The following is a 14195-nucleotide window of genomic DNA, read 5'->3' as shown; positions in this document are numbered from 1 at the left end:
AGTAAACAGAGCTTATTGAGGTTCAATTACTGCCATTGTAGCCGTTGCTTTAGCTATCAGCACTTCATCACACCACACTTCGGCTTCGCAGAAATGCAAGCGGCGGCCGGCTTTCAGCACCCAACCTTTGGCCAGTATCTTTTTACCAACACCGGGATTAAGATAAGACACTTTCAGCTCGGCTGTTACCATGCCGTGGTCATCCGGAATTAGGGTGACGCCGGCAAAACCGGCTACCAGATCGGCCATGGTGGCGATGAGGCCGCCGTGAGCAAAGCCACGTTGCTGTTGGTGAATTAGCTCTAGGGGAAGTTCAGCTTCGACGCGACCAGGCTCAATGAGCGTGAGGTCGGCGCCGATGTGGTGCATAAACTGTTGGCGGGTGAGCTTTTGCCGGATTCGGGCAACTAAATCGGGCGCTGGGGCGGAGTTTTGCGTAGGAGGCATCAATAGTCAAAGATACCCGGTTTTGGCCGGCCTTACCAATCCATTTATGCCCCCCGAATCCCATCCCGATTTGCTTCAAGCTTACAATGGCCAAGTGCGCGTGCGCGTTTGCGGCCTCTTAGTACACCAAGGCGCCTTGCTGCTCACCGCCCACCGCGGTATGTTGCCTAATGATGCGCCCTTCTGGTCGCCGCCCGGTGGGGGCTGGCATTTTGGTGAGTCGGTGAAGGAATGCTTGGTGCGCGAGTTTCAGGAAGAAACCGGCCTCGACATCACCATCGGGCGATTCTTACACCTGCATGAGTTTCGCAGCGACAATCTACAAGCCCTGGAGCTGTTTTTTGAAGTGAAGCCGACAGATGTCAATGCCGTTCCTCAACTGGGCACCGATCCTGAGCACGCTGCCGATAATCAACTACTTACTCAACTAGCCTTTCGTACGCCCCGACAGCTAGTAGCTTTACCTTTATCCCAAGTGCACCCCATTCTGCACCAGATTATCAGCCCCGACGACATTTACATTCCAAATATTCAGTTCAAATAACGCGTTCCGAGTCGACCAATCAGCAAAAAAGCCCCCAGACATTCTCTAGGGGGCTTTTTTGCTGCCTCTTTTTCTTTTTAACTGGGCTGAATGTCGTCGAGTTCATGCTATGGGTACTCCTCGTGTTGGCTATGTAGCCATTTGACTTCTTACCTTTAGCGGCCTACTTGGCATTTATTGCTCTCTGCCGTGTCTGCTTCCCCTTCTACGTTTTCTTCCTCGCCCACCGCGCTACTCGACCTGCGCGACGAAACCTTTGATGCCGCTCAGTTGAGCGCCTACAATCTTTATCTTACGGCGGGCCAAGCAGGCCTGCGCGTTGGCGTAGCCGATGTGCACCGCAATAAGTTTGTGGTGCTCGAAGAGTATTCAGCTCCTTCCGCTACTTCCCTCGCCGGTCAGTTTCGCAACCTCGCGGCCCAGCATGATTTGGTTGGGCAAACCGGCTGGAACCATGTGCGGCTGGCCGTCCAAAATCGGCACTTCACTCAACTGCCCCAACCCCTTTTCCGCGCCGGCGACGAAGACCGCTACTTGCGCCTCCATCACTCCTTTGACGCTGGCCACGAAACCGTGCATCACTACACGCATCCGGGCTTGGAGATGGCCAGCATTTTCGCCGTTGAAAAGGCTTTAGCGGAGTGGTTCCGGAGCATTTATCCTACCGGCAGACTCATTCACCAAACCAGCGCCCTGATTGAAGGCGTGGTGCACCAAAGCCAGCAGGGGGCACCGCGTCGGCTATACTTAAGCATTGGTCACCACGAGGTAACCATTGTAGCTGTGCGTGGCAAGCGCCCCGAGTTCTGTAACACGTTTGCGTTTACTACTCCCGAAGATCTTATCTATTACACTATTTTGGTGATGCAGGAGCTACAGCTCAACCCTGATCAGGACCCAGTGGTGCTGTGGGGCGATTTGATGCACCATTCCGAGCTATTTACTATTCTGCGCAAGTACATTCGCCACCTCAAGTTCGGCAATCGCCCGATGGACTTGTCGTATAGCTACCGGCTAAATGAGGTGTTTGAGTATCGGTATTTTGAGCTGTATAGCCTGCATCTTTGCGAGTAAGCTACACGCCAATGCTCACAGCCTATATGCCGTGAGAAACCATTATTCTTCCCATGACAACCCGCATTGCCCTGTTTCCCGGATCCTTTGATCCCTTCACCAATGGTCACCTCGATGTAGTGCGCCGGGGGGCAAATTTATTTGATGAGGTCATTATTGCTATCGGTAACAATAGCAGCAAGTCGCGCTTCTTTCCCGTGGAGCAAATGGTAGCTATGATTAAGGAAGTTTTCCACGACGAGCCCCGGGTATCGGTGCGGTCCTACAAGGGGCTTACGGCTGATTTTGCCCGCGAAGTGGGAGCACGTTACCTCCTGCGTGGCCTACGCAACACGACCGATTTTGAGTACGAAAACACAATTGCGCAGGCTAACCGGCATGTGAACCCGGAGCTAGAGACGGTTTTCCTGATTACGGCGCCCGCGCTAGCAGCCATCAGCAGCACCATTATTCGCGAGATTCATCGCTTCGGGGGCAACGTGGATAGCTTCGTGCCTTTTGCGCTGCCTGCCTACGCTGCTACTATCGAGGAGCCTAACGCCGGCCAATAACACGCACACCGAGTAGCTCCGTCGTTTTTATCGGATTCAGCACGGGTAGCACGATATAAGCGGGTGCTGTCAGGATGAGGTTGCCGCGCTGCATCAGTTCAGCCTCGTTGTCGCCTATCAGCACAATGTCGCGGACGCGGCGGGTGCGGGCGTTGAATGTTACTGCCAGCGTGACGCCATTGGTTTCAAACGTATTGGTCCAGCCCTCATCGGCTACCCGTAGCGACTTGCCGCGCCTTTGTTTCGGAGCGGCTACGGTTGGCTCTAACTGGCTTTCGCGGGGAGTCCCCAACCGACTGCGTACTTCCTCTATGGTATAGCCTACAAAGGTGGGGACGTCTACGGCCACGGGCAGCACCTCTGCCGGGGCTTGTGCTGCAGCAGATGGCGCCGCTTCACTCGTAGCCTGAGGCCGCGTGCAGGCCGACAGGCCACCCATAAGTACAGCAAAAGCAACCGAGTAAAGTAGACGCATAGGCTTCTACGAAGATACTACTTCGTAGAAGCTTCCTCGGCAGAGGTCGTGCCAAGCTTTTCGCTCAGGTAATGGCGTACAACTAAGGTAATAGAAGCATAAGACTCTGGCAGTACCGCAAGAGCCTCCTGTGGCGTCATCCAGCGCACTTCCTCGATGTATTCCTCCGCCTGGGGCTTGATGAGCGAATCATCGATGCAGTGCATCACGTACCAATTGGTCTTTTTGAGAATTTTGTTGCCGTTGTAGGCGTACGAGTGCCAAGTGCTGGGCAGTTCTTCCCCCAACTCAATTTTTATGTTGCACTCTTCTTCTACTTCGCGCAGGGCGCCTAAGGCTGGATCTTCGTCTTTTTTGAGTTTACCCTTCGGCAAATCCCACTTACCCAGACGGTAAATCATGAGCACCATTCCTTCCTTCACCACCAAGCCGCCGGCCGCTTTCACAATTCGGAACTGGTCTTTTAGGTGCAGGATCAGGCGTTTTTTCTTGCGAGCCAGCAACGTGAGGGAAGTCAGCTTTTTCAGCTTTTTTACTTCCATCAGCCGCAATAGCCGATCGACGAAGGCGTCGGTGACGTCGCGCACCAGCACATCACCCACCAGATCCTTGGAGATAAATTCATCCTCCGCATTCAGAATCAGGTCGTAGCGGTGCTTGTATACTTTCTCGCTGTTCTTCTTGATGATCAGCGGAATGTCGTTGATGAACACATTCATCGAGGGCAATATGGAAAAGGCGAGAAGGGGAAATATGGCAAAACTTGGCGTAAAACACCGGATAAATATCCGCAAACGAAAATCGGCCAAAGGATGGGCAAGATACGAGGTAGTATGTTTAAGAGTTAGCTAACGCATGAGTTTCCGTTAGTAAGTCTTCATCCTAAATCGTATTTGGTACTCGAAAGCTGCTGTTGAGCATTGTTTTGCCCTTAGCTAGCCCCTAAAATATCTATATGAAAAAGATTGGTCTCCTCTCCGACACCCATAGCTACTTAGATGAGCGAATTTTACACTACCTAACCGGCCGCGACGAAATATGGCACGCCGGCGACTTCGGTACGGCAGCCGTCGCCGAGGAGCTAGCCACGATAGCGCCCCTGCGCGGCGTATATGGCAACATTGATGGGCAGGACGTGCGCCGCACCCAGCCGCTAGTACAGTCGTTTGAAGTAGAAGGCCTGCACGTGCTCATGACCCACATTGGCGGGTACCCGGGGCACTATAGCCCCGCCGCCCGGCCCCTACTGAGCCAGGAGCGCCCGGGGTTATTTATCAGCGGGCACTCTCACATTCTCAAAGTCATGCCCGACGCCAAGCTGGGCCTACTGCACCTAAATCCCGGCGCGGCTGGCCGACACGGTTTTCACAAAGTGCGTACGCTGCTCCTCTTTGAGGTGCTGGGGGGCAAAATTCAGCACTTGCAGGTTGTGGAATTAGGTCCGAAATAAGCACATTATTTCTTTTGACCAAGTGACACAAAAAAGCGTCTTCCTTTTGCAAGGAAGACGCTTTTATACGCTAGTATAGCCAACCGACACCGGTGGCAGGCCGGATTAAAGGGCGATTTCGGGCTTAGGCTTGTCGCCTTCCTGACCGTCTTCGTTCACGGGCTTGGTAACTGCTTCAGCCTCGTCGAAGCCTTCAGTACCAGTCTGGTTGGCTTCTACCGACTGGGTAGGAGCGGACTCAGGAGCAGAGGGTGCAGCCTTCTCAGCAGCGTCGGCGGCATTGGCGTCGGCTTGCTTCTGGGAGCGGGCAGCGGCTTTCTCAGCCTTTGTAGCAGATTGGGCGGGGGCAGCGCCACCGTTAAAGCTGGCTTTCAACTCCTCAATGTCCACGTTCTTCAGAACGGGGGTGAGGAGCAATTGCTTGATGACACGCTGCTTGTTATTTTGGCGCGCAATGTTCTTGCGGTGCTTCCGCTTCAGTCGGGTGACGCTCATATCCGGGTCGGTTAAAGTCGATTTATTAAGGAGGGGCAAAAGTAAGTCTTATTTTTGAATCCTGAAACCATCGCCTCCATATCTGTCTTTTCACGCCCGGCCCTATGTCTGAACCTATTATCGATCTGCGCTCCGATACCGTCACCCGTCCCACGCCCGCTATGCTGGAGGCTATGTTCCGCGCCCCGGTCGGCGACGACGTGTACGAAGAAGACCCTACCGTGCGGGAATTAGAAGCTACTGCTGCCGCCCAGTTTGGGTTGGAAGCTGGCCTGTTCTGCCCCTCGGGCACTATGACCAACCAGATTGCCATCAAAGCCCAGACTGAGCCGATGGCGGAAGTAATATGTGAGCAGACCGCTCATGTGTATTTGTGGGAAGTGGGCGGCATCGCGTTCCATTCGGGTGCCTCTACGGCCCTGCTGCCCGGCGACCGGGGCCGCCTCACGGCCGCGCAGGTGGAAGCCGCTATTCGCCCGGTTAATAATGTTCACTACCCCGACACCCGCCTTGTGTGCCTCGAAAATACTAGCAACCGGGGCGGTGGCAGCTGCTACTCACTGGAAAGCATTCAGCAGATTGCCGAGGTTACGCGCCGGCACGGCCTAAGCCTGCATCTTGATGGCGCCCGCGTGTACAATGCGTTGGTTGCCACAGGCCAATCAAGCCAAGAGTACGGAGAGTACTTCGATTCTATCTCTGTTTGTCTATCAAAAGGGCTAGGAGCGCCGGTAGGCTCAGTATTACTCGGCAGCAAGGCTCTAATTCAGAAATCGAAGCGGATTCGCAAAGCAATGGGTGGGGGCATGCGTCAGGCCGGGTACCTGGCCGCGGCCGGCTTATACGCCCTGGAGCATAACGTAGCGCGCCTGGCCGACGACCACCGCCGCGCTCAGCAACTCAGCCAGGTTCTTCAGAATCAACCCTACGTAGCACAGGTACTGCCTGTCGAAACCAACCTTGTCATCTTCCGCTTAGCCGATGAAATGCCCGCTAGCGCGTTTTTACAGCACTTGGACGAACAAGGAATTCGCGCTGCTTCTTTTGGCCCCCAGATGATTCGCTTCGTTACGCACCTAGACGTGGACGACGATATGGTGGCCCGGGTAGAGGCGGCATTAACCTCCGTGCCTGCCGCTGAAGTAGGCGCTTAGGCCTCGTGTTTCACGATTTCTTCAGCGGGCACCACCACAATATCGGTGCGGTCGCGCAGCAGAAATAGCCCCACTAAAGCAGCCATTACGGAGCCCAGGATAACAGCCAGCTTGGCTAGGTCGATGCGGCTGGGATCGGAGAAAGAAAGATTGGCGATAAAAATTGCCATCGTGAAGCCGATGCCAGCCGTGAAGCCCAGCCCCAGCATACGGCGCCACGTTACATTGGCGGGCAGTGAGGCCATGCCTATTTTGATCATTACCCAGGTGCTGCCAAAAATCCCGATCGGTTTGCCCAAAAACAATCCAACCGCAATACCTAAGCTTAGCGGAGAAGATAGTTCGCGCAGCGTTTCAAAAGAGAGCACAATAGCCGTATTAGCGAGGGCAAACAAGGGCAGAATAAGATAGCTAACCGGCTTTTGCAAAGCGTGCTCAATGCGTTCCAAGGAATTGGTTGGAATAGTGAGGGCCAAAAGCACCCCAGCTATAGTAGCGTGCACGCCCGATTTGAGCACAAAGAACCACAGCCCCAATCCGAGCAGAAAGTACAGCGGTAGCCACCCTACTTTTAATCTATTCATCGCTACCAGAACTGTTAGGATACCGGCGCTATACAGCAAATAGGGAATATTCAGGTCGGCGGTGTAGAAAATGGCGATGATAATAACAGCCATCAAATCGTCGATAATAGCCAGAGCAGTAAGGAAAATGCGCAGGCTGAAGGGCACTCTGTCGCCAAGTAACGATAGAATACCTAAGGAGAAGGCAATGTCGGTTGCGGTGGGTACGGCCCAGCCGTGGGTGAGCCCCGTACCCATGGTGAACAGCAGATAGATACTAGCAGGCACCGTAACGCCCCCCACAGCTGCTACTACCGGCAACAGGGCCGCGCGAATGTTGGTCAACTCCCCATACAGTACTTCTCGCTTTATTTCGAGTCCTACCAGAAAAAAGAAGATCACCATCAGACCATCGTCAACCCAGTGGGATAGAGTTTTCTCGAGGGGTGGCAGACCAACCGACAGTTCCCAAAAGTTTACATACCCTTCGCCGAGGGCTGAGTTGCTGATTGCCAGTGAGAGAGCTGTGGCTATCAGCAGCATCAAACCAGAGAGTTTACCACTGTTTGATAGCTCCCGGATAGGACTAATAATTATTCGAAAAAGCATCTGACTAAGGTAATACTGGACTACTGGGGGCAGGCAAGTATACGGACCACCCAACAATTATAATATGATTGAGGGCCACAAATGATAAAAATGCGACCTTCGGGCTGCCGTCATGGCCAGTTTTGGCGGTCCATAACAGCCGCTTTTCCTTACCGATTCTCTATGAAGCTTTACAACGTTTTTGCGCTACTATTAGTGGTAGCAGCCGCTTTTGGATATATCAATCACCGGTTTTTGCGGCTGCCCTCCACCATTGGGCTTATGGTGCTGGCGTTAGTGACCTCTTTGTCTATAGTAGTACTGGGCCATTTGGGCATAGGCTCGGTGCTAGGCGTAGTCGACCTTGTGCGCAGCGTGGATTTTAATACCGTGTTGATGCAGGTGATGCTGAGCTTTCTGCTGTTTGCCGGGGCTATCCACGTAGATGCGCGCAGCCTCGGCGAAGAGCGGGTTCCGGTATTTACTCTGGCAACTATAGGCACGCTTAGCTCTACCTTACTGGTCGCGACGGCCATGTACTTCCTGTTGCCGCTGTTCGGGCTTCCCACTAATTTTATTTACTGCCTGCTCTTTGGGGCCCTCATCTCCCCCACCGACCCGATTGCGGTGTTGGGCATTCTCAAGCAGGCTCGCATTCCTCGCAACCTAGAAATAAAGGTTGTAGGCGAGTCCTTGTTTAACGACGGCATTGCTGTGGTCGTTTTTGTGAGCTTGTTTCAAATTGCACAAGTAGGCTGGGCCGAGCTAGGGCCAGGTGGTGTGGCTATTTTGTTCTTGCAGGAAGCTGTGGGGGGCATTATTCTGGGGGCAGTGCTAGGCTACGGGGCCTACTGGTTGCTGCGCTCCATTGATAATTACAAGGTGGAAGTGCTCATTACCCTGGCCCTCGTGACGGGCGGCACGGCTCTGGCCACAGCCCTACATACCTCTGGCCCGCTGGCAATTGTCGTGGCGGGGCTGATAGTGGGGCAGCAAGGACGCAGCCTGGGCATGTCGGACACGACCCGGGAGTACGTTGACAAATTCTGGGAAATCATTGATGAGATTCTTAATGCCGTCCTGTTTGTGCTGATTGGCCTGGAAGTGCTGGTGGTGCAAATTGGCCTCACTGACTTACTAGTGGGCGCAGTAGCTATTGTGGTGGTCTTGTTGGCTCGCCTCGTAGCCGTAGCGCTGCCGCTAAGCGTTCTGCGCTTCCGCCGCGACTTCACTGAGCACTCCATCAAGATTCTAACTTGGGGTGGCCTGCGGGGTGGCATTTCGGTGGCTTTGGCGCTGTCTTTGCCCCCCAGCCCCGCTCGCGACCTCATTGTCGGCGTCACGTATGTGGTCGTTATTTTCTCTATCATCGTGCAGGGCCTCACCATCGGGCCGCTGGTGAAACGCCTGGGAATAAGCGTAGACGAGGAAATCCCAGTTCATTAGTAGAGTCCGGCGCCAGCTTGCGTTACATTTACTTCCTTACTTCGGGCAGCCCAAATGCAGTTACTTAGCGTATGTGCCAGCGGCCACCCCGGAGGCGCATTTTCGACCTCCGGCTTTTAGATTGTTTGCTTCGGTATGAATCTGTTTATAGTCGGTGATGTGCATGGCTGTTATTTCACCTTTCTGGAACTGTTGCAGCACTGGAACCCCGCCCGGGAGATGCTCATTCAGGTCGGTGACTTGGTAGATCGTGGCAACTTTTCGCCCGAAACAGTGGCTGCGGCTATTTCTCTAAATCTTAAACACCCCAGGCAAACCGCCTTTCTGAAAGGCAACCACGAGGCGGGTATGCTGAAGTATTATGGCCCTCAAGGTCCGTACCCGAACTGGCTGGAATGGGGCGGCCGCGAAACCGTGGAACAGTATAAAGTACAGGCTCATCTGCAGCTGCCTCACCTTATTTGGTTGGCTCAGCGTCCTTTATATTGGGAAAACGACGCCGTATTTGTGAGCCACGCGGGCGTTGCCGACACCCCCAACCCGCTCGACGAAGACGACCAGGATGGCGTGCTGTGGCGGCGCGGCCCTTTGCGCAATATTGGCCGCCTACAAGTGGTAGGGCACACGCCAACCCAAGACTGCCGACCGGCCTTTGATGCGGCCCACCAAGCACTTTACCTCGACACGGGCGCCTACATGGGCAACTGCCTAACCGGCGTCAAGCTTACTCCTCAGGGCGAAGTGCTGGAGTACATTGCCATCGACACGCACCGCACCGATATTAGCTTCCGTTAAGCGCATTTTAGCTTATGCTCCCCGATTCTTTTACCGAAACCGCCCTGGCCCATCTGCGGCGCGACCCAGCCCTGGCCGCCGTTATTGATAGTTGCCGCCCCGTGGAGCCCCGCCCCCACGAGGACATATATCTGGCTCTGCTCAAGGCAATTGTAAGTCAGCAAATCTCAACTAAAGCAGCTGCGGCTATCTGGAAAAAAGTCGAAGCCTTGTTCAAGCCCGATGGCTACCCCGAGCCCAGCGTGCTGGTGCTAATGAGCGATGACGAGCTGCGCGCGGCCGGCCTGTCGCGCCAGAAAGCCAGCTACCTGCGCGCCATTGCCGAATTTGCTCTTCAGGAAAAACTTGACTACACCTTTATTGCCGGCTTAGATGAGGAAGCCCTCACCCGCCACCTCACAGCCATTCGCGGGGTCGGCCGCTGGACTGCACAGATGATTCAAATGTTCGCCTTAGACCAGCCCGACGTATTTCCCGAGGACGACCTAGGCGTGCAGAATGCTATGCGCCGCATGTATCAGCTGGAGGAAACCGGCCGGCCTTTTCTGCGGCGCATCACTCAGATTGCTGAAGACTGGCGTCCCTATAGAACACTGGCTTGCAAATACTTGTGGCAGTCATTACCAACTACGCCGAAGCCGGAAAACTAATAAAAGCCTTTACCTATTCTGGGGGGCATTTTACCGCACCTTTCCCCGCTTCACCAGGTACGCATACAGAGCCTTATCGAATGGCTCACGGATGTCTACTGGCACGAAGTCAATCTTGAACTGGCCACAACGCAGCGCCAGATCCTGCTCGTAGCGCTGCATAGCCGCCCGGTACTGCTCGCGCACTTGATTGGGTTGCAGTTTGATTTGTTCGCCGGTTTCAATGTCCTCAAACAAATAAGGCCGGTCGGCGAAGGCAAATTCCGACTCCGTGGCGCGGTCCATTACGTGAAACAGCAACACCTCATGATGCTGATGGCGCAAGTGCTGTAAAGCGGCCAAAGCGGCCGTTTGCTCCTCGGGCGCGCGACCGAGCATATCGCTAAACAGCACTACCAACGAACGCTTGGGAATCTGTTGGGCAATCTGGTGAATGACCTGGGCTACGTCCGTTGACCGGCGCGTGGGGGGCCTTTCCAGCAGCTGTTGCAGCGTCAGGAGCAGCGTGTGGCGGTGAGTGCTGGTAGAACGCACGGGGGTTTGCAGTTCTACTTCGTTAGCAAAAGTGACCAGGCCCACAGCATCGCGCTGCTTTTGAAGCAGAGTGATAAGCGCTGCCGCACACAGAATAGAAAAGCGCAGTTTGTCGTGGCCCGGCGTGGGGTAATACATACTCGGGCTCACGTCGAGCAGCAGGTGGCAGCGCAGGTTCGTCTCTTCCTCATATCGCTTCACAAACAGCTTATCGGTGCGGGCAAACACTTTCCAGTCGAGGTGGCGGGTGCTTTCACCAGGATTGTACAGCCGGTGCTCCGAAAACTCCACCGAAAAGCCGTGGTAAGGTGACTGGTGCAGGCCCGTAATGAAGCCTTCAACCAGCTGACGGGCCAGAAACTCTAGGTTCTCAAACGAGCGAACAGCAGCTAAATCGAGGGGTTGAGCCATGTATAAAGTTGACAGAGAAATTGTTTGCGTAAGTGCCTGTGTGGCGCCTATTTTCTTGAAACCCGAGTAAAGATACGTAGCTAACGGCCCTCAATGCTGAAAGGTCTACTCAGCATCCAAAGTTGAGGCAACTTTGCTCTGGGGGGCTTTTTACCATAAAAACGTAACATTAAAATTTTTATATCCCATTCGAGAAGAGTACTTTGGTCGGCCATTCAACTATTTAATAAGAAAACTTTACCGTAGGAACCGTGGAAGACCGTCACGATCAGGAAGAAATTTATTCGCAGCGCATTAAAGCCGGAAAACGCACGTACTTCTTCGACGTGAAAGCCACGCGCGGCCAGGACTATTACCTCACCATCACCGAGAGTAAGCGCAAGCTCCGCGACGACGACACCTTCTCCTACGAGAAGCACAAGATCTTCCTTTACAAAGAAGACTTCGCCAAGTTTGTCGATGCCCTGCAAGACGCCGTGGATTACGTGCGCGAAGAGTTGCTGACGGAGGAGGAAGTAGCCGAACTGGACCGCCCCCGCCCTGCTTACAACGACGAGCCCTACAACGGCAACACCTCCGACAGTGCTTACTAAGTTAGCCTAGCGAAACAAGCATCTACTCCCCTATTCAGTTACAGCGCGGCGCGCTTTGGTTTCGGCCAGAGCGCGCCGTTTTGCTATCCAAATACAACCTCGAGCGCATATACTTGGCGCACCGTGCTTTCCCGGCGAACAACCCGTACCTTTGCCCCTCGAATTTGCCCCCCAGGGTCAGTTCATCCCTTACTATTCATACTTCAAAATTTCAAAAGAATGGGTCTCCGCTGCGGAATCGTCGGTTTGCCGAACGTGGGTAAGTCCACGCTATTCAACGCCCTCTCGAATGCCAAGGCCGAATCGGCCAATTATCCTTTCTGCACCATCGAGCCCAACGTGGGCATTATCACCGTGCCCGATGAGCGCCTCCAGATCTTGGAAGAGTTGGTAAGCCCCGAGCGCGTGCTGCCTACTGTTATTGAGTTCGTCGACATTGCCGGCCTCGTGAAAGGCGCCAGCAAAGGCGAAGGCTTGGGCAATAAATTTCTGGCCAACATCCGCGAGGTAGACGCCATTATTCACGTAGTGCGCTGCTTCGATGACCCCAATATCGTGCACGTAGCCGGCTCCGTTGACCCTGTATTTGACAAGGAGGTTATCGACACCGAATTGCAGCTCAAAGACTTAGAAGGCATCGACAAGAAGCTGATCAAGTCCGAGCGCTCTGCGAAGGCTGGCGATGCCAAAGCCAAAAAAGAAGTGGCAGCGCTGCAACGTTTCAAAGCCCACCTGGAAGCTGGTCAGAATGCCCGCTCCTTACAGGTTGACGCTGATGAGCTGGAGGCCGTTGAGGATTTGCAGCTGCTTACGATCAAGCCCGTTATCTATGTGGCTAACGTGGATGAGGCCGCTATCCGCACCGGTAACAAGCACCTTGATGCCCTGCGCGAGTACGTAAAAAGCGAAAACGCCGAGGTTGTGCCGATTTCAGCCGCCATCGAGTCGCAGATTGCGGAGATGGAAGACCCTGAGGAAAAGGAAATGTTCTTGGGCGAGTACGGCTTGAAAGAGTCGGGCTTGAGCCGCCTGATTCGCGCCAGCTACGAGCTTCTTAATCTGATTACTTACTTCACTGCTGGTGTAAAAGAAGTACGTGCCTGGACCATTCACCGCGGCGATAAAGCCCCCCAGGCTGCCGGCGTCATCCACTCCGACTTCGAAAAAGGCTTCATTCGCGCTGAGGTAATCAAGCTGCCTGATTACCAGCAGTACAAGACCGAAGCTAAGATCAAAGAAGCCGGCAAAATGGCCGTGGAAGGCAAGGAATACGTGGTGCAGGACGGCGACATTATGCACTTCCGTTTCAACGTTTAAAGCACGGATACGCAATCCTATCAGTGTCAGGTGTGGTCCTACGACTCTAAAGTTGTAGGACCACAATTATTTAACGACACCTCAGCGCACGCGATTATTTCAAAAAAGCTCCCCATGGACGTAAAAGACAGCAACGGCACCCTGCTCAGCGAAGGCGACTCCGTTACCATCATCAAAGATTTGAAAGTCAAAGGCGCTTCGCTTACCCTGAAGCGCGGCACAATGGTGAAGAATATTCGTCTCACCAACAGCGACAAAGAAATTGAAGGCCGTGCCGGTGGCAGCACCATGGTACTGAAAACAGAGTTTTTGAAGAAAGCCTAGCTTAATACGCTTTCGCGATTCGTCTGTCATGCCGAGCAAAGCGAAGCATCTCGCCAGCGGTATTAAGGATTACTAATCAATCAAACGTAAGCCTGCGACATACTTCGCTTTGCTCGGCATGACAGGCGAGAAAGCTGCGGTTTCTTCAGTGGCAGTTCTGTAACTTAAACGCCCCGGCCGAATATCGGCCGGGGCGTTTTTATTCTCTGTTATACTGTATGAAATTACTATTATTCCTGTTGTTAACAGTTGGCGTAGTGCCGGTTATAGCTCAGCAAAAGTGGCGTCCATACGCAGGAATCCATGCTAGCGGCGACGCGGAAATGTATTATTTAGGTCCATCCTTTCAGCTTGGCACCGACTATTATTTCAACGACCGGTTAGGTCTTACTGGCTATGTCCACTCCTACCGCCGGGGCATTACGAATACCGATCCCGCTGATTATGAAAAGGGCCACTTCCATTGCCTGACTGGGGCTGTCCTGTTTGAGTTGCGGCCTGGTAAAAAAGCTCTCCAAGGATTATTTCTGGCCGGGGGTCTCGCGGTTCAGCAAGTTGACAGTGAGTTTGACAGCAGTTGGGCCTATTGGGACGAGCGCAGGACAAACGTATTGCCCGTCATTCGTATTGGGTATGCGTTTCCTTTGCTCCAACGCCATCTGATAACGGTCGAGATAAACGCTACTGGGCCTTATCAAGAGCGGAAATATCTAAGCACTTACACTGAAATAATTACCCAGCTCAGCCTTGGTACCCGAATTATCTGGTAGAAGCTGCCGGACTT

General features: G+C 53.7%; 18 protein-coding genes. 12 read left to right on the top strand and 6 right to left on the bottom strand.

All coding sequences use genetic code 11. The annotated features are described in order from the left end of the window. Positions 1-12: 12 nt before the first annotated feature. The gene (locus ACW9KT_RS07150; RefSeq protein ID WP_457078807.1) at positions 13-447 is read right to left on the bottom strand and encodes a PaaI family thioesterase; all 435 of its coding nucleotides are present in this window, start codon (positions 445-447) and stop codon (positions 13-15) included. A 46-nt stretch (positions 448-493) separates the two neighbouring features. On the opposite strand from ACW9KT_RS07150, the gene ACW9KT_RS07145 reads away from it, so the two are divergent. From ACW9KT_RS07145 to coaD, 3 genes are all read left to right on the top strand, one after another. Next, positions 494-991, top strand: coding sequence for an NUDIX domain-containing protein (locus tag ACW9KT_RS07145; RefSeq protein WP_457078805.1), 498 nt, complete (start codon positions 494-496; stop codon positions 989-991). A 189-nt stretch (positions 992-1180) separates the two neighbouring features. After that, positions 1181-2065, top strand: a complete 885-nt coding sequence (locus ACW9KT_RS07140; RefSeq protein WP_457078803.1) for a DUF3822 family protein — start codon at positions 1181-1183, stop codon at positions 2063-2065. 53 nt (positions 2066-2118) lie between these two features. Beyond that, on the top strand, positions 2119-2616 hold the full coding sequence (coaD, locus tag ACW9KT_RS07135) for a pantetheine-phosphate adenylyltransferase (protein WP_457078801.1): 498 nt from the start codon (positions 2119-2121) through the stop codon (positions 2614-2616). On the opposite strand, the gene ACW9KT_RS07130 is transcribed toward coaD, so the two are convergent. Further along, positions 2600-3091, bottom strand: a complete 492-nt coding sequence (locus ACW9KT_RS07130; protein WP_457078799.1) for a hypothetical protein — start codon at positions 3089-3091, stop codon at positions 2600-2602. The genes coaD and ACW9KT_RS07130 overlap by 17 nt on opposite strands. A gap of 17 nt (positions 3092-3108) precedes the next feature. Next, positions 3109-3810: an NUDIX hydrolase gene (locus tag ACW9KT_RS07125; RefSeq protein WP_457078797.1), complete on the bottom strand. Its 702-nt coding sequence runs from the start codon at positions 3808-3810 to the stop codon at positions 3109-3111. A gap of 236 nt (positions 3811-4046) precedes the next feature. On the opposite strand from ACW9KT_RS07125, the gene ACW9KT_RS07120 reads away from it, so the two are divergent. Then, on the top strand, positions 4047-4541 hold the full coding sequence (locus ACW9KT_RS07120; RefSeq protein WP_457078795.1) for a metallophosphoesterase family protein: 495 nt from the start codon (positions 4047-4049) through the stop codon (positions 4539-4541). 105 nt (positions 4542-4646) lie between these two features. On the opposite strand, the gene ACW9KT_RS07115 is transcribed toward ACW9KT_RS07120, so the two are convergent. Then, the gene (locus ACW9KT_RS07115) at positions 4647-5036 is read right to left on the bottom strand and encodes a hypothetical protein (RefSeq protein ID WP_457078793.1); all 390 of its coding nucleotides are present in this window, start codon (positions 5034-5036) and stop codon (positions 4647-4649) included. A gap of 104 nt (positions 5037-5140) precedes the next feature. On the opposite strand from ACW9KT_RS07115, the gene ACW9KT_RS07110 reads away from it, so the two are divergent. Continuing rightward, complete coding sequence (locus ACW9KT_RS07110) at positions 5141-6190, top strand: threonine aldolase family protein (protein ID WP_457078791.1); 1050 nt, start codon at positions 5141-5143, stop codon at positions 6188-6190. Here the strand turns inward: ACW9KT_RS07110 and nhaA are convergent. Then, positions 6187-7362, bottom strand: a complete 1176-nt coding sequence (gene nhaA / locus ACW9KT_RS07105) for a Na+/H+ antiporter NhaA (protein ID WP_457078790.1) — start codon at positions 7360-7362, stop codon at positions 6187-6189. The genes ACW9KT_RS07110 and nhaA overlap by 4 nt on opposite strands. A gap of 162 nt (positions 7363-7524) precedes the next feature. Between nhaA and ACW9KT_RS07100 the strand changes: the two genes are divergently transcribed. From ACW9KT_RS07100 to ACW9KT_RS07090, 3 genes are all read left to right on the top strand, one after another. Next, positions 7525-8787: a cation:proton antiporter gene (locus ACW9KT_RS07100; RefSeq protein WP_457078788.1), complete on the top strand. Its 1263-nt coding sequence runs from the start codon at positions 7525-7527 to the stop codon at positions 8785-8787. 135 nt (positions 8788-8922) lie between these two features. Continuing rightward, on the top strand, positions 8923-9582 hold the full coding sequence (locus ACW9KT_RS07095) for a metallophosphoesterase (RefSeq protein WP_457078786.1): 660 nt from the start codon (positions 8923-8925) through the stop codon (positions 9580-9582). Positions 9583-9596: 14 nt separating this feature from the next. Further along, positions 9597-10232 carry a DNA-3-methyladenine glycosylase family protein gene (locus ACW9KT_RS07090; protein WP_457078784.1) on the top strand — a complete coding sequence of 212 codons (636 nt, stop codon included), beginning with the start codon at positions 9597-9599 and terminating at the stop codon, positions 10230-10232. Between the two features lie 30 nt (positions 10233-10262). Here ACW9KT_RS07090 and ACW9KT_RS07085 read toward each other — a convergent pair whose 3' ends face one another. Further along, the gene (locus ACW9KT_RS07085; protein WP_457078782.1) at positions 10263-11177 is read right to left on the bottom strand and encodes a DUF58 domain-containing protein; all 915 of its coding nucleotides are present in this window, start codon (positions 11175-11177) and stop codon (positions 10263-10265) included. A gap of 251 nt (positions 11178-11428) precedes the next feature. Between ACW9KT_RS07085 and ACW9KT_RS07080 the strand changes: the two genes are divergently transcribed. The 4 genes from ACW9KT_RS07080 to ACW9KT_RS07065 all read left to right on the top strand — a co-directional run bounded on the left by ACW9KT_RS07080 (position 11429) and on the right by ACW9KT_RS07065 (position 14181). After that, a complete protein-coding gene (locus ACW9KT_RS07080) occupies positions 11429-11770 on the top strand; it encodes a DUF3276 family protein (RefSeq protein ID WP_457078780.1) in 342 nt (113 codons plus the stop codon). A 219-nt stretch (positions 11771-11989) separates the two neighbouring features. Beyond that, positions 11990-13087 (top strand): redox-regulated ATPase YchF, encoded by a 1098-nt coding sequence (ychF, locus tag ACW9KT_RS07075; RefSeq protein WP_457078778.1) that lies wholly within the window; start codon positions 11990-11992, stop codon positions 13085-13087. Positions 13088-13117: 30 nt separating this feature from the next. Continuing rightward, positions 13118-13411: a zinc ribbon domain-containing protein YjdM gene (locus ACW9KT_RS07070; protein WP_457078776.1), complete on the top strand. Its 294-nt coding sequence runs from the start codon at positions 13118-13120 to the stop codon at positions 13409-13411. Positions 13412-13629: 218 nt separating this feature from the next. Beyond that, positions 13630-14181, top strand: a complete 552-nt coding sequence (locus tag ACW9KT_RS07065; RefSeq protein ID WP_457078774.1) for a hypothetical protein — start codon at positions 13630-13632, stop codon at positions 14179-14181. Positions 14182-14195: the final 14 nt, after the last annotated feature.

It is taken from the genome of Hymenobacter sp. HD11105 (assembly GCF_054051685.1).
The sequence above is the reverse complement of the archived record's forward strand: the minus strand, read 5'-3'. Positions and strand labels throughout refer to the sequence as shown.